The sequence below is a fragment of the Cellulomonas sp. WB94 genome (assembly GCF_003115775.1).
GTDB lineage: Bacteria > Actinomycetota > Actinomycetes > Actinomycetales > Cellulomonadaceae > Cellulomonas_A.
Genome location: NZ_QEES01000001.1, coordinates 169,025 through 192,123, shown reverse-complemented (window position 1 = coordinate 192,123; position 23,099 = coordinate 169,025). Strand labels below are relative to the sequence as shown.

Annotated in this window: 11 protein-coding genes; 3 read left to right on the top strand and 8 right to left on the bottom strand. The window is 65.9% G+C overall.

All coding sequences use genetic code 11. From position 1 onward, the window contains the following. Positions 1–296 precede the first annotated feature (296 nt). The gene (gene mobF, locus DDP54_RS00855) at positions 297–3,824 is read left to right on the top strand and encodes a MobF family relaxase (RefSeq protein WP_158274426.1); all 3,528 of its coding nucleotides are present in this window, start codon (positions 297–299) and stop codon (positions 3,822–3,824) included. Between the two features lie 4 nt (positions 3,825–3,828). Beyond that, positions 3,829–4,449, top strand: a complete 621-nt coding sequence (locus tag DDP54_RS00850; protein WP_109130141.1) for a hypothetical protein — start codon at positions 3,829–3,831, stop codon at positions 4,447–4,449. Positions 4,450–4,540: 91 nt separating this feature from the next. On the opposite strand, the gene DDP54_RS00845 is transcribed toward DDP54_RS00850, so the two are convergent. The 3 genes from DDP54_RS00845 to DDP54_RS00840 form a co-directional block, all read right to left on the bottom strand. Further along, on the bottom strand, positions 4,541–6,568 hold the full coding sequence (locus tag DDP54_RS00845) for a hypothetical protein (protein WP_197711268.1): 2,028 nt from the start codon (positions 6,566–6,568) through the stop codon (positions 4,541–4,543). 59 nt (positions 6,569–6,627) lie between these two features. Then, positions 6,628–6,780, bottom strand: a complete 153-nt coding sequence (locus DDP54_RS18050; RefSeq protein WP_158274425.1) for a hypothetical protein — start codon at positions 6,778–6,780, stop codon at positions 6,628–6,630. Positions 6,781–7,038: 258 nt separating this feature from the next. Beyond that, positions 7,039–10,050 (bottom strand): DUF262 domain-containing protein, encoded by a 3,012-nt coding sequence (locus tag DDP54_RS00840; protein ID WP_242448136.1) that lies wholly within the window; start codon positions 10,048–10,050, stop codon positions 7,039–7,041. A 289-nt stretch (positions 10,051–10,339) separates the two neighbouring features. Between DDP54_RS00840 and DDP54_RS00835 the strand changes: the two genes are divergently transcribed. Next, positions 10,340–12,103 carry an ATP-binding protein gene (locus tag DDP54_RS00835; protein WP_109130140.1) on the top strand — a complete coding sequence of 588 codons (1,764 nt, stop codon included), beginning with the start codon at positions 10,340–10,342 and terminating at the stop codon, positions 12,101–12,103. Between the two features lie 255 nt (positions 12,104–12,358). Here DDP54_RS00835 and DDP54_RS00830 read toward each other — a convergent pair whose 3' ends face one another. From DDP54_RS00830 to DDP54_RS00810, 5 genes are all read right to left on the bottom strand, one after another. After that, positions 12,359–13,195 (bottom strand): 3'-5' exonuclease, encoded by an 837-nt coding sequence (locus tag DDP54_RS00830; RefSeq protein ID WP_158274424.1) that lies wholly within the window; start codon positions 13,193–13,195, stop codon positions 12,359–12,361. Positions 13,196–13,615: 420 nt separating this feature from the next. After that, positions 13,616–16,387: an ATP-dependent DNA helicase gene (locus DDP54_RS00825; RefSeq protein WP_109130192.1), complete on the bottom strand. Its 2,772-nt coding sequence runs from the start codon at positions 16,385–16,387 to the stop codon at positions 13,616–13,618. Between the two features lie 87 nt (positions 16,388–16,474). Continuing rightward, on the bottom strand, positions 16,475–17,104 hold the full coding sequence (locus DDP54_RS00820; RefSeq protein WP_109130138.1) for a hypothetical protein: 630 nt from the start codon (positions 17,102–17,104) through the stop codon (positions 16,475–16,477). Further along, positions 17,105–19,837, bottom strand: coding sequence for a site-specific DNA-methyltransferase (locus tag DDP54_RS00815; protein ID WP_109130137.1), 2,733 nt, complete (start codon positions 19,835–19,837; stop codon positions 17,105–17,107). After that, positions 19,837–23,028, bottom strand: a complete 3,192-nt coding sequence (locus DDP54_RS00810; RefSeq protein ID WP_242448135.1) for a DEAD/DEAH box helicase family protein — start codon at positions 23,026–23,028, stop codon at positions 19,837–19,839. The genes DDP54_RS00815 and DDP54_RS00810 overlap by 1 nt, the downstream gene beginning before the upstream one ends. Positions 23,029–23,099 lie beyond the last annotated feature (71 nt).

Below are 23,099 nucleotides of genomic sequence, written 5' to 3'. Positions count from 1 at the left end.
GACGCCGCAACCCCGCGCCTCGCCGACGGCCTGGTCGGCGCCGTCTGCGCCGAGTGCGGCGAGCGCTTCGAGTCGCGCCGCCGAGACGCCGCGTTCTGTTCACGGGCCTGCCAGGCGCGAGCCTGGCGACGGAGGCGGACCGTGCGCCGGTGCGCCGCCTGCCGGCGTCGACTGCCGACCCAGATGCGCGCGTCGGCCCGGTACTGCTCGGACATGTGCCGCCAGCGCGCCGCTCGCGCGCGGGCGGCGCAGGCTCGGGCCGAGAGCCTCGGTGATGCCGCGTGATGAGCATGTGCGTGAGGTACGCCGGCGACTCTTACACCTACCTGCTGGACTCGGTCGCGAAGGACCACGGTCGCGCTGCGCCGGGCTCGCCAATGACGCGGTACTACGCATCTCACGGCGCGCCACCCGGAACGTGGCTGGGTCGCGGGCTGACCGGGGTCGCCGACGGCGTCGGGGTGGCGGCTGGGTCGTTCGTGACGCCGGTGCAGATGGAGCGGTTGTTCGCTGACGGGCAAGACCCGGCGACCGGCGCTGCGCTCGGTCGGTCGCCGCACGTGTACTCCGACGGCGACCCGCGCCGCCCCGTCGCCGGCTTCGACTGCACCTTCACCGTCCCGAAGTCCGTGTCCGTCCTGTGGGCCCTGGCCGACCCGGCCACCCGCGAGGTCATCTACGCCGCACACCGCGAGGCGGTCGCCGACGTCCTGGCTGTCATCGAGCGCGACGTGGCCAAGACCCGGATCGGGACGAACGGCGTCGCCCAGGTCGACGTGCGTGGCGTGGTCGCAGCAGCCTTCGACCACTGGGACTCGCGGGAGAACGACCCGAACTTGCACACCCACGTCGTCCTCGCAAACCGCGTCCAGGGACCCGACGGGCGGTGGCGAACGCTGGACTCGCGGCCAGTGCACCGCGCTGCGGTGGCGATGTCTGAGCGGTACGACGCCGTGCTCGCCGATCACGTGACCGCACGTCTCGGTCTGGACTGGGAGTACCGAGAGCGCGGGCCCGGTCGCAATCCCGCTTTCGAGCTCACCGCCGTGCCCCGTGAGCTCGTCACAACCTTCTCCCGCCGTTCGGCCGCCATCGACGTCGAGGTCGATCGTCTGGTCGACGCCTACACGACGGCACATGGCCAGCGGCCCGATGCCGTGACCGTCCTGCGGATGCGGCAGCAGGCGACTCTCACGACTCGCAACCCCAAGGTGGTCCACTCCCTGGAGGAGCTCACCGAGCAGTGGCATGCGCGAGCGGGTCAGGCGCTGAGTGGAGACGCCGCCTCGTGGGCCGAGCGGGCGCTCGCACCTCGGGAACCGCCCGCCGAACCCGTCGTCGCGGCACCCGCCCCCAGGCCTGATCCGCGCGTGACCGAGGCTGCTGACCTGGTCTTCGCCGCCTTGTCGACCAAGCGGTCGACGTGGACGCCGTGGAACGTCGACGCCGAAGCGTCGCGCGCCCTGAAAGCTCATCGGTTCGCCACCTCAATCGACCGCGACGCGGTGGTGGCAGCCGTCGTCGATGAGGTCGCCCGCCGCTCCGTGCTGCTCACCCCACCGGCCCTTGCCCCGACCCCATCGGCGCTGTGCCGCGGTGACGGGTCGTCGGCGTTCCGTGTCCACCGTGGCGAGCGATACACGTCCCAGCTGTTGCTCGATGCAGAGTCGCGACTCCTCGCCGCGAGCCGCGATCGCACCGGCCCCACCATCGGTGCCGCCTCGCTCACGACTGCGGACAGCCTGTACGACGACCAAGCGACCGCCGTCGCGTCGATCGCGAGCTCCGGGCGCGTGCTCGATGTGCTCGTCGGCCCCGCCGGCTCGGGCAAGACCCACACCCTCGCCGCCCTCCGCGCCGCGTGGGAGGCGCAGCACGGCGCAGGCGCCGTCGTCGGCCTGGCGCCTTCCGCTGCTGCAGCCGATGTCCTGGGGGAGCGGCTGGGGATCTCGTGCGAGAACACCGCCAAGTGGCTCGTCGAGCACGCCGCGGAACCCGACCGCCTGGACAGAATCGACCGTGCCCGCGCGGCGCTCAACGCTGCACCCGACGAGGCGACAGCCCGCGCCTTGGCCGCCCACATCGAGCGACTCACAGCGACGGTCGACGGATGGCGGTTCCGCCCGGGCCAGCTCGTGATCCTCGACGAGGCATCGCTGGCCGGGACCGTGTCGATGGACCGCATCGCAGCGTGCGTCGGCGAGGCCGGCGCGAAGCTCCTGCTCGTCGGCGACTGGGCCCAGCTCTCCGCGATCGAGGCCGGCGGAGCCTTCGGGCTGCTGGCTCGCGACCGCGGCCCCGGCGTGCCCGAGCTCGGCGCTACCCGCCGGTTCACCAACGCCTGGGAGCGCGAGGCATCCACACGCCTGCGGCTCGGAGATGCCTCGTGCCTGCGCGCGTACGAGGCGAACAACCGGGTCGTGGCCGGCAATCAGGCAGCTATGGTCGACACCGCATACACCGCGTGGGCTCAGGACGAGCAGGCCGGCCTCCGGTCGCTGCTCATCGCGGGGGATCGCGAGACCGTTCGGTCTCTCAACGAGCGCGCCCGCGCCGAGCGGGTTGTCGCCGGCGCCGTCGAGCCGAATGGCATTGCCGTGCGCGACGGCTTGATGGTCGGCGTCGGCGATCGCGTCGTCACCCGAGAGAACTACCGGCGGTTCACGGTCGGGGACGGTTGGGTCAAGAACGGCGACACGTGGACCGTCGTCGGGCGGCACGACGACGGAACCCTCACCGTGCGCCGGGAACGCGGCGGTCCCGCCGTCGCGCTGCCCGCGGCGTACTCGGCCGAGCATGTGGACCTCGCATACGCCACCACCGCATTCCGGGCGCAAGGTGCCACCGTCGACACTGCCCACGCCGTGATCAGCGGACCCTCGATGACGCGCGAAGTCCTGTACGTCGCGATGACCCGGGCGCGCGAGTCGAACCGCGCCTACGTCTGCACCGACGCGCTGCCCGAACCGCTGCGGGGCTTCGCCGACGTTCCGGTGACGGGCCGCGAGGTGCTCACCGCCGTCCTCAGCCACGTGGGAGCGGCCACATCTGCCCACGAAGTGCGCATAGAGGAGGCCGAGGCGGCGGTGTCGGTCCGCACGCTCGCCGCGGAGTACGAGACCCTCGCGCACGTGGCAGAGGCACCGCAGTGGATTGCGCTCCTCGAACGGTCGGGGATGTCGGCCGAACACATCCGCACCGTCGAGGAGTCGTCGGCGTTCGGGGCGCTCTCGACGGCGCTGCGTCGAGCGGAGGGGAGTGGGCTCGACATTGCCGCAGCACTCCCGCGCCTCGCTGACCGGGCAGACGTCGGCGCCGTCGACCTGGCCGCGGTCCTCCACGGGCGCATCGTCAAGTGGACCGACGCAAACCTCGAGGCCGGCGACGGGCGGCGACCGCGCCTCGTCGGAGGACTCATCCCCGCCGTCTCACGGACTGTCACCGGCGAGATGGCCGACGCGCTGGCTGCTCGGGAACGGCTGATTGAAGAACGCGCTCAAGAGCTCGTCGGACGGGCCGTGATCGCCGAGGCGGCGTGGATCCGTGACCTCGGCAACGTTCCAGATGACGCCGATGGCCAGAGGGAATGGGCGGGACGCGCTCGCACAGTCGCTGCCTACCGGGATCGGTACGGCGTCACCGATCCGAACACGGCTCTCGGAGAATCGGCCGTGCGTGACCACCAGGAAGCAGACGCGCTCGCGCTGGCGACGGAGGCATTGCGGCTCAACTCGAGCGTCGTCCCGGTCGAAAGGGCACTCCGCTCTCCGTCGATTGCTGCACCCGAGCCTTTCCTCGAACGTCAGACGTCGGTGGGACGGTGACTACATGGTCAGGTTGGTCCTGCGCGAGATTGCGCGGTGGGTGCGGGGCATTGCTGCGCCACTCGCCGTCGTCGCAGCCGGCGTCGTCACACCGACCCTGTTGCGCGAGCCCGTCGCGATGCTTCTCGACATCGTGCCCGACCGCGCGGTCTCGATGACATGGATGGCAGCCGTCGTCGCAGCGATCGCGTGGCTCCTGACCGCCGGCGTGCGCGCAGCAACCCAACCCGCCAAGGACACGCGCGCGAGCGAGCGACTGCAAGAGCTCCGCGAACGGTCTGCGATGCCTCAACATTCACTGGTGTTCGTGACGGAGGTGCTTTGGACGTCGCCCGCCGGGCAGCGCTTGGCGGCCGTGGACGCACGCACTGGGGAAGTCCGCGAGATCTGGCTGGCCGAGCGCACCGCTGCACGTGGGGCGTTCGCTCTCTTGGTTGGCACAGTTGAGGAGCGCCGACTAATCGACCACATGGGTGCGCGCGAGGTTGCCGCGGCCCGGCGTCACGAGCAAGTCAGTGACGCCCGCCGGTGCGTGCACGGTGCCCGCTCGGCCAACCTGGCACGCCGCGTCGAGCGAAAGGCAGCGTCCGAAGTCGTCCGCGCCGCCGAGACGTTGCTCAGTTGAGGCGTGGATCCACGACCCACCAAGCGCGGGAGCCGACGGCCCAACCCGAACGCAGAACTCCAGTTCTGCGGGCTGAGCCAGTTCCCGCGCTTCAGACCGCTGCGTCCGCGCTTCCATGATCGTGATCGTCGGACGTTGGCTCCGCGGTGCGCTTGCGTCGGAGGAGGGAGACCGCCGCTTCAGCAGTCCCTGCTGCTGCACCCTTCAGGGTTGAGCTAGCACCCTCCACCGCCGAGCGAGCGCGGGGCTTGTCGGGGACTCCGTCACCGTCGAGGTCAACCGAGCGAAACGCCTCGGTGGCCCGGTCGAGCAACTCAGCGCGGCGGCGCCGACCGTCGCCAGGTGCGTCCGCGGCGCCGCGTCCGATGCCTTCCTCGTCGAGGTACGTCAGTGCACGGTCGATCGTCTTGAGCTTGCGCTTCAACTCCTTGAGAGTTGGGGCGGATTCATCCGAGAAGGCTTGGAGGCGAGCATGCTCGCGTCGAAGCTCCATACCCGTCTCCACGAGGCTTGCCCAGGTGGTTGGGTCCTGGTCGAGGCCCTGGTGCTTCCGCAGGATCGCAGCGGTCAGCTTGGCCGACACGACGGCTTCGACGGTCTCAGCTGTGGTGGTCGGGCTGGCAATCCCAATCGCGACGCTGCCGCCGCCTGCGCTGACGAGGGCACCGGCCGTCAGGAGGCCACCGATCATTCCTCCCGGCCCGAAAGCGGCGAGGGCGCTGGTGATGGCAGCTGCCCCGAACACCCCGGGAGCGGCAGCGAACGCCAGGCCTCCGGTCGCTGCAACAAGAGCGGCAGCGCCGGCACCCAGTGCCGCCCACTTGACCCAGTTGGTCCCGTCTCCCGACAGTGCCTTCCGGGCGGCATCGCCGGCCGTGATCACATCGCGACCGAACTGACTTCCCAGCCCCATCTCGATGGTCAGTTCCACGAGCGCCTCTTGCCGCGACTTGCTGGACACGTCGATCTCGAAGGGGCGAATGACGTTCGCCGTGGCGAGGCCAGTCAGGTTGACGACGGCGTCTTCCTTCGACAGGGAGGAGATCCTGCCAGGTTCGGGCGCGACCGACTCGGGATCCGACAGGTCGACCACGAGGTCCGCGATCATGCCGGGCAACGGCGAGGCCTCCCGCGCTCTTCGCTCCTTGAGCGAATCGAATGCCTGCGCCTGCACGTGTCGAAGTGCGTTCGCGAAGCGTTCCTGCCGCTCGCCGTTCAACCCCGTCTTGGTGAGGTATCCGTACCGGAGCGCCATGAGCGCGAAGGTCTCCGCGTAGTCCAGCGGGATGTCCACCCCCCTCTCGACCACCGCGAGCTCCTTCGACCTCGAACCATAGAGCGCGTAGCCGATAGCGGTCGCCACGGCCTGGTCGTCGAGGTAGGTCACCGCGTCGTGGACGTGGAGGTCGACCTTGGTCCGAATGCGATAGTCGGTCATCCAGGGGAAGACCGAGGAGAGGCCGCGGTGAGTCGTCACAGGGTCGGCGGGGTTCCAGAAGTTCACCCACCAGCCCAGATTTGCGGGCGGTTCCCTCAACGTCCCGCGGAGTCCCTCGACGTGGAATCCGGCATTAGCCAATGGGCTCCCGATGGTGACCATGCCAACGACTTCAACGTCAGCTGGCAGCCGTCGCACAAGATCGGCGGCGATGACGGACCCAAGGCTGTGGCCCACGATGACGATCCGCCCGGAGCGCGGAACTTGCTTGAGAATCCGGGTCAGGACGTGCGCTCGAATTCGCGGATTCCTGAGGTAGTTCGCCGCCTGATCGAACTGTGATTGCTTGAGCGCACCGTCTGCGATCGGATCGCCTCCGAACCAGCCGTTGCCCCGGTCGTGCGGTCCCAGCATGACCTCGATCGCACTCTCCCGGCGTTCGAAATCGCGGCGGCTCGTCTTGGCCGCCTCACCCGTCGGCTCCTTGATGGTCAGCCGGGGCAGTGGATCGTTGTCGTCGACGCCCTTCAGGGAGTTCGAATACTTCGGGGCGACCACTGTTGCCCCATCCAGGCCGGGGTACCCCACATTGGTCAGGGCGTCCGAGAGGGTTGCCTTCCATCCGTCGCTCTGCTTGGCCCCAACGCCGTGCAAGAAGAGGAGGTACGGCTTGTTCGACATCATGGACTCCTGCTCGACTCCCACTTGACGGACTGGCTACGCTCCCGGCCGGTCGACGTCTACCAACGTGCGCCGTGCTTCCTCGCGGCGAGGATTCCGTCGCGGACTGCGAGGCGGATCACCCAGTAGAAGACCAAGAGGCTGATGGCCACGCCGATGGCCGGGAAGAGGAGGGCGATCGCTGCGAAGCCTCCGAAGCCGCTGGTGTTCACGGGTGCCGTCCTTCCGGTTCGTTCGGATGCGGGCCGGAGTGGAGTCTCACGGCGGCCGCTGTGCTCGGTCTGCCTGACTGGGCCGGGGCTCCCCGCGCCGGCGGCCTTGACGGCCTATCGGCACAGCCGCGCGCGCAGGTGAGCCCCGACGGGTAGCGGAGTCCCGGCAGGTAGTGGGTGAACGGCGCTCGCCACCAGCCCCACGCATCGGCGTCGTCTAGGTTCGGGCCCCCCGGGGCGATCCGGTGACGCCGTCCCTTAGGTCGGGTCAGAGACGTCGAAGTGCCGCTCGACCCGTTCGATTGTGAACTGGTGAGTCAGGAGGCATGCGCTGTGCTGGTTGGCGAACATCCCGCCCTCCCAGTAGGCGCCGTCGAGAGGCGCTGCCTGCAGCCATCGCACAGGAATCACGTACTCGGCGTTCTCGTCCGTGACCTCGGTGGAATCGGACACGTGTCGGTACGACGCCAGGAGATCCATGCCCGGCAGAGACTGCCATACTCCGTCGACGAGCACCTCGGCTTCGTCGAAGCGGCGCGCGGCAGCGAGCGTCTCACCGACCGCCACGTAACCGTGGTTGGCAATGTGGACGAATACCCGTGCGCCCTGGGGGACTCCGCGCAGCGTGCCCGAGTACCAGGCGCCGCCGCCTGCGGAGATGAAGCCGTACTTGAGCGCATCTGCCCACGAGCGGCTGAGGCCCTCGCCGAAGGAGACGTACCAGTTGGTCGTGTCGGCCAGCTTCGGCGCGGGCTGGGCTCCATCGAGTCGCGCAACGAACCACTCGAGGGCCGCATTGACTCTCTCGGCTGCCTCGACGCTGGCGAGCAAGGCGAGCGCGAAGCCGGGACGCAGTGAGACTTTTGACTCTGGCAGGTCAACCCCGGGCACCTGGTTGAAGCGCTGGCGCAGCTCGTCGCGAAGCGCTAGCTCGTCGAATGGGGGCCGGGACGTCAGGTGTTGGAAGACCACCTCGAACTTGCCGGATGGGTACAGCGTCGCGGGCCAGATGTCTCCGGCCGGCCCGTTGGCAACGAGGAAGCACGAGGTCTCCGCGGCGCTGCCGAACTCGATGCGGCCGCCGAGCTTCTGCCATGCGTTCAGCAGTTCGCCGACCGCAGTCACGGTCGGCGCGCCCTGCGATTGAGTCAACTGCGCCCAGAACGACGACTCGCGTTCGTCGCCTTGGGTCGGCACAAAGAGGTCCTCGGGGTCGACGCCTGCCAGCGTCGCGAGCTCTTCGGCGTCGAAGTGCTGAGCCGGATCGGCGCGTCCTGCCTCGTCGAACGTGAGGCCCTCGGCTTCGAGTGCCTCACGCTGGCTGTCGGTCCGACCGGAGTCGGCGAGCCAACGGAAGCCGGGGGAGACGGTGCCGCCAACTTGAAGGACGCGATGGCCGTTCGGTACGGGGTGGTTGGCGATGCGCTGACCAACCGGTACCTGGTGGCTGCCGATGAACTGGGCTACGGCGGAGTAGCTGGTCCAGGAACCCGGCGGCAGCTCGGCAAGCGCCCGGTTCATCAGACCCCAAGACGTGCGCATGGGTTCGGGTTGTGCAGTTGCGTCCGGTCCGGGCCAGGTTTCGATGATCCGAGCGGCCAGAGCAGCCGCGCGCGTCTGGATCTCGCTTCGCCCCCAGGTGGTGGCCTTGGCGATCTCGTGGTTCATCTGGAAGGCGCTGTCGGCGTAGGCGGCGCGCTTGGCGCCGAACGCCTTGTTGCCGAGCTCGGAGTTGTACCCCGTCAGCGTGAGATTGCCGATGGTGTGGACCAGCGCGTCGTAGACGTCGCTGACGCTCTCGTCGTCGGCGAGGCCCTCCTTGAGCATCGCCCGCCACGCCGGCGTCAGGGTCTGAGGCAAGACGTGCTCGATCGAGCACGAAGCAGGGTCGACCCGCTCCTTGCTCGCGAATGCCTCTTCCAGCCACGTGAGAACGAGTTTGCGCTGGTTGGAGCGGCCGGTGAAGTAGAACGGTGTGGTGAGGACTCCGGCCCTGACCTGCTCGTCGGTGGCGAAGAACTTCCGGCCGACCGACAGGTAGGACCCGAGCGCCTCGTCGGCGGGAGTGCGTCCGGTGATTTCCGGGACTGCCCTCAAGAGGACTCGGTTCAAACCAGCCGTCGCCCTCCCGGTGATCACTCTGCGGACGAGGTAACCCTCGAGGCGGAGCATGGCACGGGCGATCTCGTCGTCGGTCGCGGCGCCCTGGCTGCGCCGCTCAAGCAGGTGCAGCAGCAGCGGGTAGACGGTCGTGGTTCCCCATGCCCGCAGCCGGGCAAGGCGCTCCCGCACCGCCCCGTTCGGTTCGGTGGAGGGGTCCAGAATCCGCCCGAGCAGTTCGCTGAGTCCGTTGAATCGCTGAACCTCGGCCTCGATCGCGTCCTCTCCGACAAGCGAGTCCATTCGGTTGATCTGGGACTGGTAGGTGTCCCGCTGGGTGACCGAGTCATCCCTCTGGACGGCATCAAGCCAGAACAGAAGCTCCAGCTCGGGATTGTTCAGGCGATTCTGGAGCGGCAACCATTGAGTCTGGTAGACCACCGCACCGCGGTGCGGCAGGCGCATGAACAGATAGTTGCGAAGGAGGTCGCCCTGAGTCAGTCGCAGTCCGGTGTTGTTCAGGGACTCGAAGATCCGGTGCGCGTTGTCATCCCTGGTCGTGGTCACGGCCACGAGCGTCAGGCCCGAGAGCACCGCATCTTCGATCTGCTCAATGTCGTGCAAGTCGTCGGGGTCGTCGTGATCAGCTAGGCGCCCCCGGAAGTACCGATAGGTCTCACCGACCTGGTCTGTCGAGCCCGCGAGTGGGCTGGCTTCAATGCACGCGACGTATGAAGGTCGGTCAGCCTGCGTCGGGAGCACCTTTAGGCGCTCGTCGCCGAGCTTCCACTTGTTGATCAGGTACTGCTCGTTGAGCCGGTCTCGGTGCTCGGGTGACTCTGTGGCCACGCGATGGTCGCGGATCGCGGCGAGCAGCAAGGTCGTAGTCGTGAGCCGCTGCTGTCCATCGACCACGAGGTACTTCGACACACCCGCCGGCCCGATCTCGGGCGTTGGCGCAAGGACGAGCGAGCCGAGGAAGTGCGTGACCTGGGAGCCGTTGCTCGCCCGATCCTCGGCGAGTTGCACCAGGTCGTCCCACAGGCGCTCGAGCTGCGCGATCTTCCAGGAGTATGTGCGCTGGTAGAGCGGCACTTGGTACTGCTTCGTCCCCTCGAGCAGCTCGCGCAAACTCGTCTCAACAGCCTTGACCACAGCGTCCCCGATCACCCGTAGCTCGCGCTTAGCAAGCTAACCGCTTTGCACCCCAAGGATGCGGCATCGTCGCCGCGTTGCCGGGCTGCAGCACGCGCGCGTCCTGACACGCCGAAGTTGGGGACTTGAACCACGGCTGGCTCACGGCGCTCGGTGCCGACGGCAACCGACGCACGGCAGTCGTCCCTGACCGCGGTCAGGGACAGGTCGAGGATCAAGGCGCGGCATTTGTAACGGCGAGTCGTCGGGAAGAAGAGCATCGAAGCCCAGTAGCCTGGACCGATACTAGCCAGGGGTGGGAAGAATGATTGACACGGTCGCGTTCAAACGGTTCAAGCAGTTTAGCGATAAGAAGATCACTCTCGCGCCTGCCGGGCTTACCCTACTGGCTGGCGGAAATAACGCCGGCAAGTCGAGCCTGCTGCACGGCCTCGCAATATGGGAGTTCTGCCGCACAGTAGTGGTGATGGAGAAGGGTGACGCAGCTGTTCGGATAGGCAGCAGGCACCAGGGTCTGGGGCTCGGGGATGACGAATTTAGCCCGATCGCGGTGCCTTCGCTTAAGCATCTCTGGACAAACCTGAAGACCCAGCGCACGTCGGCTGATCCCGATGGCTATACGCTTCGCATTAGGTGCGACTGGAGCGATGCCGGCGAGGCCAGGCATCTTGAGTTCGGCCTTTCGATGGCGAACGATCGACTCTTCATTCGAGCAACCGACACCAACCTGATCGCCGGAATGAAGATTCCGCGCATCGCCTATCTGCCGCCATTTGCTGGAATCACGGCGCGCGAGGTCAAGGTCACTCAAGCAATTCGCACGCGGCGGATTGGCGAAGGGCTAGCGGGTGCTGTTCTCAGAAACATTCTCCTCGAACTCAACCAAGGCAACCTCGCCGAACGGACACGTCTGCGCGAAGGCCGTTCGAAGATTGCCGACGCGGATCTGCGAAACCTTCGCGCAACAGACCCGTGGGAAATTCTCCAGTCGGCTCTTCGTGAGCACTTTTCTGCGGAACTCATTATGCAACAGTTCCGAGAGGAGTATCATTCGTATATCCGTGTGGAAGTCGACAAGGGGGTGGTGGATCGCTTCAATTTGAAGCGCCATCCGCAATACAATACGCGAGACCTAATGGTCGAGGGAAGCGGTTTCCTGCAATGGCTCAGTGTCTTCGCGCTGGCCACTTCGCGGGAGGTCGACGTGCTACTCCTGGACGAACCAGACGCGCACTTGCACCCTGCCCTTCAATCGCAGCTTGTTACGTCTCTGGAGGACATCGCGGAGCGCACAGGCAAGCAGATCCTGGTCGCCACCCACTCTGCTGAGATTCTGCGCAATGCGTCGCCGACGAAAATTCTCGAAATTCGACAGAGTGGAACAGTTCGGTATCTATCTCAAGAGCATCAGAAAGTCGGACTCCTGGCCGGCCTCGGTTCGGAGTATGCTCCGACAATCGACAAGATAAAGAGATCCAAGAAGATTCTCTTTCTCGAAGGGTCGTCAGATGAGAGCACACTTAGGGTCGTCGCGAAGATTCTTGGTCGCACGTTCCCAGACGTCCCGGTCTGGTTGGGCCCAACGTCCCATAAGGACCGACGTCAACTTTGGAAGGCGTTCGAGCGGGAAATACCTGGACTAAAGGCTGTGAGCCTACGGGATCGAGACGAGGAGCCGCTCGGCACGGTTGGACCGGACCTCGTGGATGCCAGCGAGACTGCGACACCGGACTTCCTCTCGCTCAAGTGGAGGCGGCGGCATATCGAGTCGTACCTGCTTGTCCCGCGCGCAATCGGCAAAGCGACCGATCGGCCAGAGGAGGAGATCCGATCGCTTCTGGCTGACGACTTCGCCCTCGCAGTCGGCGAGACGTTCACCGCGTCCAATTGTCCAGATGCGCTCCTTGATGCTCGCGGAAAGGAGATTTTGTCAACTGGGCCTCGAGCGATCCTCCGCGGCACTAAACTACATGTTGCGCGTATCGCAGAGCAGTTGGAGCCAGCGGAGGTGTGTGAGGACTTCGTGAAGTTCCTAGATCATCTTGAAAGGGAGCTTGGTAGCGAATAGCATCTGCAAATTGCTGATGCGTGGTACTGCACGAGCCGAAATCGGACTGGCGACGACTGGGTGCGCAGCGGCACGTGGGCCATCGCTATCTCGAGGCCGCGGGCGGCTAGTTGGTCTGCGTAGACGAGTTGGTAGGTTGCAGGCTGAATGCGGAGCGGCACGTAGAACCGAGCATTCGGGTGATGTGGCGCCGACTGCGCGCGCCTTCTCTCACGCTGCCTTTGTCGAGTAGAGAGACTGCTGCTGGCGTGCGACCTACGGCTGCTGGCGTGTGATGTGGCAAGTCGGCCTGTAATGGCCAAGCTGACCGCAGGCACTGCAGCGACGAGTGCCCGTCTGCTTGGATGCCATGCGGACTTCGAAGTTGCTCCGCTGCGGGGCCGGACCCGGGCTACTTATCGCGCGGAGATGGCCGACCGGAGCGGCAGCGATCTGTCCGATGGGGGTACCCGCATGGAGACCGGCGCGGGGCTGCGCCACTCCGCGTGCAAGATGGTTGGAGGTCGCGACGGGGACGCCATAGGAGAGTGGAGCTTCGAGTGCATTGAGCATGCTGGGCAGAAGAGCTGCGACCGTACGAACGTCACCGAGCGCGGTGTGGCCATCTGCCACCGAGAGTCGCGCGGCCAGGGCGATCGTCTGGAGCTTGTAATTGGGGAGAGCGAGCGTGCGACGTGCCAGCCAGAGGCTGCACAACGCCGGAACCGCTCCGAGTCCAAGCCGAAGCCGCGCAAGCTCGGCGTCGAGGAACCGTTGCTCAAATGAAGCGTTGTGGGCGACGACGACTGCGCCCTCCAGGCGCGCAAGAATGTCAGCCGCGGCGTCGGAGAATCGCGGAGCGTCGCAGACGTCGCCGTTGCGAATCCGATGGACATGGACCGGACCGGTATCGCGACCTTCCGGGTTGAGAAGTGTCGAGTACTCATCGAGGATGCGTCCGTCACGGTCGACGCGAATGATCGCCACTTCGATGACGCGGTCACCTGACTTGGGGGAAACCCCCGTCGTCTCGAAGTCGATGACGGCGTAGGGGCCGTCGAGACGAGGTCCCGCCTGACGCGACGTGGAGTGCGAACCGTAGATGAACTGCACTCCGGGGGCGGACCCGGCCGACGACACTGGACGCGACGCTGCAGCGTAGTTGTCGACAAGGCGGACGGCGGGTGGCGGCGTCGACGCCGAGGGCGGTCGAGTCAAGGCCGCTGGACGGCCTTGAGCCACCGCTGTCATGCCGGCCGACGTTGTGGATGGCTGTGGTGTCTGCCTCAGTGTCCGCACAGGAGTAGGGCGCGGAGCCGGGCGACTTGCCGCGAGGGTCGGCGCCGCTGGACGTCCAGGCCTGGCGGCAGCCCGCGCCCGTGCCCGGGCGTAGAGCCACCAGACAAGGACTCCCAAGAGGAGCCACCATAGCCAATCCATGTGGTGCCCCCGCCTTTGGTGTCGCAGTTCTTGTTACTGTCCCAGCGTGGATGCATTTCCACAGCGGCCCTTGGTCCTGGCGCGCCTTGCTCGTCAGGATCGCGCCCGGCAGAGCGGCTGGAGATCGCACGTTGCGCAGGTGCCGCACCAGACCGCGTGACGGGGTAGTTCGTTTGCGCGTAGCGACTCGCCCGCCTGGCGAATCCTGCTCCGAACATCCGTCAGGAGGTTCTCGCGGACCTGCTCGCGCGTGTTCTTTCCGTCGGCGTCCAAGTTGAGGACTTCGATCACGTCTGCAGATGTGCCCGTGAGCTCCTGGTATCCGACGGCGTAGACATGGAGTTGGTCACGGGTCACGTCCTCCGCTTGGGCGCGATCCGTGGACTTGAAGTCCACGATGGAGATCTCATTCGTCTCGAGCCGCTTGACCAGGTCGATCCGTCCATCGACTGTGATGCCGGGCGCGATGTGGACCTGGATCTGCTTCTCTGAGTGGATCGTCCGCGTCAGATCTTCGCCGTGGACGTCAAAGTAGCGTTCCAGAGCTGCGACGGCTGCGACCTGGAGCTGCTCGCGGAGCGCCGGGTAGGCGTACGGAGTATGCAGGTGACGTCTGACGAGGTCCCCTGCCGCTTCTCGGCGCAGGATCTCGCCAGACAGAGCCTTCTTGTGCATCTCCGCGAGTGCGTCGTGCAGGCCTTTGCCGTAGCCGAGTGCCTCATGGATCGGAGGGTTGAAGCCGTACATGAAGCGGAGCTTGAACTGATAGGGGCACTCGAAGAGGTACTTGAGCTCGGAGAACGAGAGCGTCACCTGGGGCGTCTCCTGGCGCGGATGTGGACTCAGGCGCGCGACGTCGGGGGCGATGCCGGCATCCGCAGTCGAGACGTGCGACACCGTCGTAGCCTCGCCGTAGAACTCCGATGCCTTCCGGTAGAGCTGGTTGGGACCGGGCGAGGTCGTGAGGTATAGGTACTTCTGCGCGCGGGTGACTGCGACGTAGAAGAGCCGTCGTTCGTCCTCCTTCGTGCCCCGGTACCGGTCCGGGGAGGGGACGGACTCAGCAGGGATCACGTGGAAGAGGCCCACGCCGCCGTGGCGCTTCGCTGGGAACCTGTTCGCGCGCAGGCACGGAACGAACACGGCTGGCCACTGGCGGCCCTTCGCTTGGTGGACCGTGGAGATCGTCACCGCGTCGGGCGTCGCGTAGCCCACGTCGGCGTCGGCGTCGGCGTAGTAGTCGGGCGCCTGATTCTCAAGCCAACCAACGAACGATTGGTACTTGTCCCGGGGTGCCGAACTGAAGTGGATCGCTTCGAAGTCAGAGATCGCCTGGCTGAACTTGCCGAGCTGGTAGAAGACGAGCTCGGCGTGGACAGCGTCCCCGGGGATGGTGTCCTCACGGATTCCCAGCGCTTCGAGGACGTCCAGGTAGAGCCGTTGGATGTTGTAGGTGGACCATGCTTCGCCGCGGTCGAAGTCCGCGCCGGCATCGAGGACCGCGAACGCGCGGTCCATGGAGCTGCCGACGGGAAGTAGATGCACGTCGGACCACGTCCGCGAGACGTCGTCGCGGTCCGCCTGACCGACCACGTACCTGAACAGGCTCACGACCGCCTGGATCTCCGGTGCCTCGAACAGCTTCGTGAGGCCCTTGACGATGTAGGGGATGCCCAGGCGGCCCATCGCCCCTACAAGTGGCCCAGCGTCCCCGGCCACCGACCTGAACAGCACCGCGCAGTCCGACCATGACAGGCCTCGCGGCTCCGCGTCGGGCGTATCGATGAACGGGATTCCGCGTAGTTGCTGGATGCGATCGCAGATCCACTCCGCCTCGGCTTCACCGGTGGGTAGAGCGGTCGCGATGATGTCGCCTCGCTCCCACGATTGGTGCGACGAGTGCTCCATCGCCTTTGGAAGCCGCTGATCGGCGGGAATCTGCTCGGCGACTCTGCGCCCCAGGGCGATGACGCCAGGCGAGGAGCGGAAGTTCTCGGCGAGGGTGACCTGCTCAACGCCCGAGTACCGACTGGCGAACGTCAGGATGTTCGATACCTCGCTGCCGCGCCATTGGTAAATCGTCTGGTCGTCGTCGCCGACGACGCAGAGGTTCGCCCCGAACTGGACCAGCGCGCGGATGAGCCGTTCCTGGAGAGGATTGACGTCCTGGTACTCGTCGACGACCACGTACCGGACAGACTCGGCCACGTGCTGACGCACCTCCACTGAGGGGTCGGTTGGCCCGGCGGCTGCGGCCTCGAGGAGGCGGACGGCCTCGTGGAGCATCGTCGTGTAATCGAAGAAGGCGTGGCGGTCGAGCAACTCGCGGTAGCTGCCTACGGCCTCACGCACGGGTCCGGGGACGAGTTCGAGGGCGACGTCGTCTTCGTGCAGGACCGAGACAACCTGCATGTAGAGCTTGGAGTTCACGTACCTCCGCAGGTACGGCACGTTCGGGAGCACGGTGGGGCACCTGGTGAGCCCGCTTCGCGCAGAGTTGCGATCGATGAACAGCCGCTGGGTCGTCTCAGTCAGGACGCTGTACTTGAAGGTCTCCGGCACGTGCGTCTGAAGGAGGTTGAGGCAGAACGCGTGCATCGTCCCGACGTACATCTCGGCGAGACCCGTGATGTCACCGTGCTCGGCGGCGACGATCGACAGGATCCTGTCCTTGAGCTCAGCTGCAGCTTTGTCCGTGAAGGTGAAGGCGACGATGTTCCGTGGCTCGATACCTGGCTGAGCGAGGATGCGGGAGATTCGCTGCGAGATGACCTGCGTCTTGCCGGAACCAGCGCACGCGATGATCTGAAGGGGCTGGTCGAGGCAGTCGATCGCGGCCTGCTGTGACGACGTGTAGATCGGCATCTCGTCCCTCAACATCGCTAGGTGAACCGCACGACGACGTCGGCTTCCTCCGTGGTCATCGGCACGGATCGTGCAGGCCTCGAGGTGTCAGGCACCGCGTCTCGGCTCTAGACGGCCGAGTGACACTTTCGACTCCCATAGCGCTCTCATGCGAGGCGTAGCGTCCACGGCCGAGAGGATTGGCTTGACCTCGACATCGGAGATCCGGACGGTCGGAAGCCAGCCGTGGTGGGGCGGGACGACGTCCGCGAGGAAGTCCCTGAACGCTCGTTGGCGGTGACGACCGCCCTCACCTGGGAATAGGGGAGGGCGCGGCCGTGCGAACCCGCCGCCCGGCTCACGCCCGTGCCTCTGCTCGCACAGCCGGGCCCACACCGCGGCATCGAAGCAGACGGGCATTCCGTCGTTGTATGCGGCGAGCGTCCTGGCGCGAGCATCGGTGAAGTGCTGGCTCTCGTCGAACTCGACGGCCCTACACGTGCCATCGGCGTAAGTGAGAACGACGTCGAGCCCCCGACGCTCGCGCGGGGGCATCACTTCGGGCAAGACCATCCCCGTGAGCGAGCCATACACCCGCTGAACGAGCGGCCACTGCTCGCCGAGCTCGAGGCGTCCTGGTCGCAGCAGCCATGCGGGCGCCACTTGCTCGGCAACGTCGACCACGTCGCCGAGGATCGAGCGCAGGTGCTCGACGAAGAGCGCCTGGAGTCTCGGCACTCAGGAGACCTCACGGACGATGAGGACCTCGTCGCCGTAGTAGTTGATGGCCTTGACGGCTATCTTGCCGGTGCTCGGCACCGGGAACGGACGTGAGACCGTGCCGTAGAGGGACTCCCAGGCGTCGGCGTCGATGTCTGCCTTGAGGGCGAGCCTGAGCTTCTTGTAGGGGTCCTGTCCGCCGGAGAAGTAGGCGTGCCGGACGAAGAAGCTCTCCTCGTCGTAGTCGGTGTCGATCATCCAAAGGGCGATGCCGTCCGTACCCCCCGACCGGACCTCGCCGGTGGTCGGGTCGTAGACGTCGATCCCACGGATCTCGACCACGACACCCTCGTCGGATACCTGAACGTCTATGTCGGGCTCGCCGAACACGGTGAACAGGTTCGCCGAGGATGAGTTCTTGAGGAGTTCTTCTCCCATCGCAAGGTCGACGTTCATCCGCACCAGCAGGACGGGAAGGCGACCGAGGGTGTGTTCCGCCGCGACGGATGCGAAACCCTCGCGCTGAGTGTCGCCGACAGCATCAAGCGCGTTGGCCTCGAAAGCGTAGCCGAGGACGATGAGGACGTCGACGCTTGGCATGGCGAGCGCCTCGCGCGCGGCGGCCTTGACCATGCGCGCGTCCACCGTGCCGTACTCGGGGCCAAGGCAGATGGCTACACGCTGGGTCATGGGCTCCGCGTGCGCGGACACCTCGCGCGCCGCGGCGACATTGGCATCCGAAGCGGCAGTCCCAATCGCCTGAACGAACCGGCCGGGATAGGGATCGATTGCATTGAAGATGAGACGCTCCCGCCGGCGGCCGTTCTGGACGCCGGCCGTCTTCAGGTTGTCGAGAATCGTCTCCTCGTATGAAGACCCAGGGTCCACTGCGAGACCGACCGCTGAGGTTTGATCCTGCAAAGGCGAGTGCTCAGGGGAAGTCTCGCCGGAGTTGGGGAATGCGGCGTCGAAGGATGCCGAGCGGTGCGGCGAGAGGGACTCAACCGTAAAGCGACCCGAGACCCGGACCTTCTTCTTGTCCTCATAGGGGCGGTCATACAGGAGCTCGGCGTCCGCGTGTCTGGAGATCGCGGCATCGATTTCCGCACGCGTCATGTTTTCAGTGATATCCGGATTGTTGGCGATCGACTTCAGGGTAATGTGCGGGACGCGCTCGTAGACGAAGCCCTGCCGAAGGTCGCCTGAATTGCCGCTTGCGATTGAAGACGTCCCCGTGCCGAGGCTGCGCTCCTGCTCCTGGCCTTTAGGCGAGTCCGCCAACAGGTAGTACGGGTACTTCGCCGCCATGAGCCGTTGGCGGGCAAGGGCGATCGCTACGCGGGAGGTGTCGATGGCTATCCAGCGTCGACCCCACTGCTCCGCTACGTACGCCGTCGTGCCCGAGCCACAGGTCGGATCTAGGACTAGATCGCCGGGATCGGTCGTCATGAGCACACAGCGCTCGATTACGCTCGTCGCTGTTTGGACTACGTAGGACCGGTCGCTCTCGCTCCGGACGTCCGTCCAGACGTTCGTGACGCCCACAACCGGAAAGTCAAGGTAGCGACGCTTGTAGATTCTATAGCCGCCGGATGGCATGATGCGGCCGGCCCGCCAGAGCTTGACTATTCCTTCAGGCGTCGTCTTCCAGTGCACGCCCGACTTGCCCTTCAGCACGCGACCATCGGGAAGCTCAATGTCCGGCGCGATTCCGCCGTCCGATGTGACGTCTCCAGTCGTGAAGAGACTCGCACGATCGGGCAATCGATCCTCTCCTGAGAGTTCTCCAGACGTTGCTGGTCGAATGGTGCCATCTAGAAGCTCCACCCGCTTGTACTCCTTGGCGCCTAAGCCGCCGATGGCTTTAGGCCGAAGGAGTTGCCGGACCTTCGTTGATTCCGAATTCCTGCCGTACCAGAGGATGTAGTCGGATACGTTAGCCAGCTGAGCGGTCTCTTGACCGCTGGTCTTGGTGAAGGTGATGAGGCTTATGAAGTTCTCCGATCTGAAGACTTCATCGAGCAAGGTGCGAACCAAGTGAACGTTCTCGTCTCCGATCTGGACGAAAATGCTGCCGCTCTCTGTGAGCAACTCTCGCGCGACGAGAAGCCTGTCGCGCAGGTAGGTGAGGTACGAGTCGACCCCATACTCCCAAGTGTCCCGGAACGCCTTTATCTGTTCGGCTTCCCGGGCCATATCGGCGAGATTGCCGTCCGTGACGTCCCGCTTGTTGGTGCGGGGTTGCCAGTTGGAGCCGAACTTGATGCCATAGGGCGGGTCGAGGTAGATAGCCTGAACCTGGCCGCGCAGGTTCTCGCGGTCGGCGAGCGATGCCATGACGGCGAGCGAGTCCCCGAGAATCATGCGGTTCGCCCAGTTTGCCTGGTGCTGGTAGAACTCGACTGACTCCCAGGGGTCGAGTCCGTCGAAACTGTCGAAGAGAGTTGCCTCCGGCTCATTTTCGGGGTGCTCGGCCGTCCGACGCAGATTCTCGATAAGGGCGCGCGGGTCGATCTTCTCTTGGATGAAAATTGGCGGGGTAGTAACGTCGAGTACGTCTGCCTGGTCGTCCTTTCCTTTCCAAACCAGCTGTGGGTCGAGCACAGTGTGGCGCTTCCAACGTGTGGTGACGGGGGCGGCGACCTCTTCGGAAACGAAGCTCTCGGCGTCGGCGGTCGGGATGTTCACGCGTGTGTCCGCATGCGCGAAGGACTCGACCGGTGTGGCTGTTGTGTCGCGGGAGGCGGCCATCAGTGGGCTCCTTCAGTGCTTAGTGCGAGGGATGGGTCATCGTCGATGCCCTCGAACAAGTCGTAGGCGAGCGGTTGCCCGGTGATTGGCAGGTCGGCGTAGAGGTTTGTGATCGCGGAAGCCACGACATCGCGGAAGAGGTTCGGGTCGTCCACCTCGACGAAGCCCCACCTGCCGAAGCGCCCGTCGGAGTTGACCGCGGCGCACCACAGGTTGCGCGCCGTATCGGCCTTCACAGCCTTCGCTGCCTGGTCCTTCATGCCGCCGGAGACTTCGACGATGAGAAACCGCTCGACGTCGTCGGGGCGACGGACGAGGCGCACGAGGAAGTCGGGAACGTACCGACGGCCGATGCCCTCATGCGTGTAAGGGATGGCGAACTCGAGGTGGTCGTTCTTCACGTACGCGGCGACGTCCTCGTGTGCTTCGAGAATGTATGCCGCAAGCTGCTCCCATGTGTTTCCGCCTACACCGTCGAGCACAACGTGCGACACGTGACTGCGGTCGCTGGTCACGTGGGTGGCCTTGATCGTCTGGAAGTTGACGTCGTCGGTCGATCCCGTCGGAGCGTCGGAGCGGATGATGGCGCGGACAACCGGGTCACGGGCACCCTCCTGCGTGACGATCATCCGGTGGATGTGCTCGGCTGCCTTGCTGGCCTCGGTGCCGAGCAGGAGCAGGCCGGGGAACGCGTTGCCCTTCAGCTCGAGCTTGCCTGCAAGGAACTGCTGCGCGATTCGGACGAGCTCGGGCACGAGCCAGGGCTTGGGTACGTGCTGGCCATCGGTGTAAAGGGGCAGCAGGTGCTTCACGGCGAGCTTGAAGGCGACCTCCTTCGGTCGCATGGCCCGAAGCTCCTCTAGCGAGTGGGTCTCGCTGGCGCCGATGACTCCCTCGACCTCGGTCTCGGTGGCGATCACGCCAGGGTCGAGGACGTAGGAGCCCACGGCGGTTAGGTCGACGTGCAGCGGGGCGTCGGGCAGCTCGAAGCGATAGCCCTCCACGCGGGGGAAGACGATCCGGGCGGCTTCGCGACCCGCGACTGCTCGGACTGTGGTGGTCGGTGGGCGCGGGGGCGGATCGGTGACAGGCCGGTCGGACGGGATGAAGGAGAACGGGATCCCGTAGACCTCTGCGTACTCGGCCGGCAGCAGACCCTCGTCGTCCAGCGCGTAGAAGCGCCGGCGCAGACCCCGACCGACCACCTGTTCGCACAGTAGCTGGGAGCCAAAGGCGCGCACCCCGAGCACGTGCGTCACGGTGTTCGCGTCCCAACCCTCCGACAGCATTGACACCGACACGACGCAGCGCACCTGGCCGCCAAGGCGTCCTGGCTTTCCGACGGTGTTCATCACTTCGCGCAGAAGTTGACCGTCTTCCATCTCGCCCGCGGCCGCCCCGGTGCGCGTGGCGTACTCCCGGCGGAACGCGTCGATCTCATCCGCGGCCACCGCGCGGAACTCGGCACTCACAGCCTCACCGGACTCGAGCTCGGCGGAGTCGACAAGGATCGTGCGCGGGCTTGCTATGCGATCGCCGTCGACGTAGTTCGAGAACAGAGGCAGGGTGCCCGGGACCGTCCGCTGATGGGTCGCGGGCTCGCCGGCCGCCGCCGGACCGTCAGGGGCGATCAGCTCCTGCTCGAATCCGGCGATCTGGTCGTAAACCCACTTGGATACCGTCGTGTTGGAGCACACGACGATGAAGACAGGCGGCGCGCCGCCATCGTCTCCGGTGCGCTCCCAGCGCTGGAAGGCGCGCTCGTAGGAGCTGTACAGGCTCTTCAGCGCGCCATCGAGCACGGCCGGTAGAGGGCGCGACGTGTCGAACCCGCCTCGGCCAGCGCGCTTCGGCAGCCCTTCGCCGACGTGTTCCCAGAGGCTTAGGTACGACACCGTCGAACCTGTCGCGTCGTCGTCAACGGGCAGGCGGGGGATCTTGACGAGGCCCGACTCGATCGCGTCCATGAGCGAGAAGTCGGAGATCACCCACGGGAAGATAAAGCCCTCGGAGTACCCCGACCCAGCGAGGAAGAACGGCGTTGCAGACAGGTCATAAATCTGCTTGATGCCCACTTCCGCATGTATGCGCTGCAAGCCGGTGAACCACACTCCGGCCTCGAGGTTGGCCTCCTTGGCTTCGGCGCGCGCGGTGGCCTCGAGCTTCTTGACCTCGGCTTCCGCGTCCCGGGGGGCGTAGCAGTGGTGAGCCTCATCGTTGATGACCATGATCTGGCCGGTCGTTCCCTTGCCGCGACTACCGCCGAGGTCGCGCAGGACGCGTGCCACCATCTGGGCCTCGGTCTCGACGAAGGGATCGACGCCGGTGCGCGCGCGGAGCAGCTTCTTCGTGTTCGCGTGGACGCCCTGGCCGTCGTGTCGGGTGCGCAGCATGAAGGCGTGATAGTTCGTCACGCTGATGCGCGCCTGCGCGAGTACGGGCCACAGGTCCACGGGCACCAGATCCCGCTCGCGGTAGTAGTTGCCCGCGTCGCTCGGGAACAGGACGCGAAGGCGGTCCTTGATCGTGATGCCTGGGGTGACGATCAGGAACCTGTTAGTGAACCGAGAGTCGCTGCGGTTGGCTGCCTTGTTCAGGGTCTGCCATGCGATCAGCATCCCCATGACGACGGTCTTGCCCGTGCCAGTTGCCATCTTCATCGCGAGGCGGGGCAGGTTCGCGTTGTACTCCGCGTTCTGCTCGGCCAGAGCAGTCTGGATCCAGCCCGACGACTGAACGCGCGCCGTGCGACCGGCCTGCGCGCTCGTGAGCCGGCCCGCTACCTCGGAGGCGTAGATGGCGGACTCGACGGCCTCTCGCTGGGCGAAGAACACGCGGTTGTCGCGCGTCGGATCTGCCCAGTACCGCAACAGCCGCGCAGTCGTCGCGGTGACGCCCGGGTAGCCTGAGGCGCGCCAGGCCGCGACGTCGTCCCGCAGGCGGTTGATCAGGTCGTTGACGTCTCGGCGCTCACCGGTGCGGGTGACGTCCAGCTCATCCTGGATACCGAGCGTCGGTTGGGCCGCGGCACGGCCCTTGCGCTGACGCGGTACGGGAATCCATGACTCGCTGGGGCGACGCTTGAGTGCGATGTCCGAGGTCAGCGCGCCGTGCTCGTCGAGCATCCAGTGTCGCGCAGGGACGTCGTAGGGCCGGTTGAGGACCGGGTTGTCGATCATCGTTGGGGACACGGCCTCATCTTGCCCCCCATGAGCACACCGAAGGTCGATTGACGTCAAGTCGCTGGAGGGAGGTCGGCCAA

Coding starts and splice junctions, on each gene's coding strand:
- DDP54_RS00835 (WP_109130140.1), top strand. CDS start 10,340: ATGATTGACACGGTCGCGTTCAAACGGTTCAAGCAGTTTAGCGATAAG.
- DDP54_RS00850 (WP_109130141.1), top strand. CDS start 3,829: ATGGTCAGGTTGGTCCTGCGCGAGATTGCGCGGTGGGTGCGGGGCATT.
- DDP54_RS00825 (WP_109130192.1), bottom strand. CDS start 16,387: ATGCCGATCTACACGTCGTCACAGCAGGCCGCGATCGACTGCCTCGAC.
- DDP54_RS00815 (WP_109130137.1), bottom strand. CDS start 19,837: ATGGCCGCCTCCCGCGACACAACAGCCACACCGGTCGAGTCCTTCGCG.
- DDP54_RS00845 (WP_197711268.1), bottom strand. CDS start 6,568: ATGTCGAACAAGCCGTACCTCCTCTTCTTGCACGGCGTTGGGGCCAAG.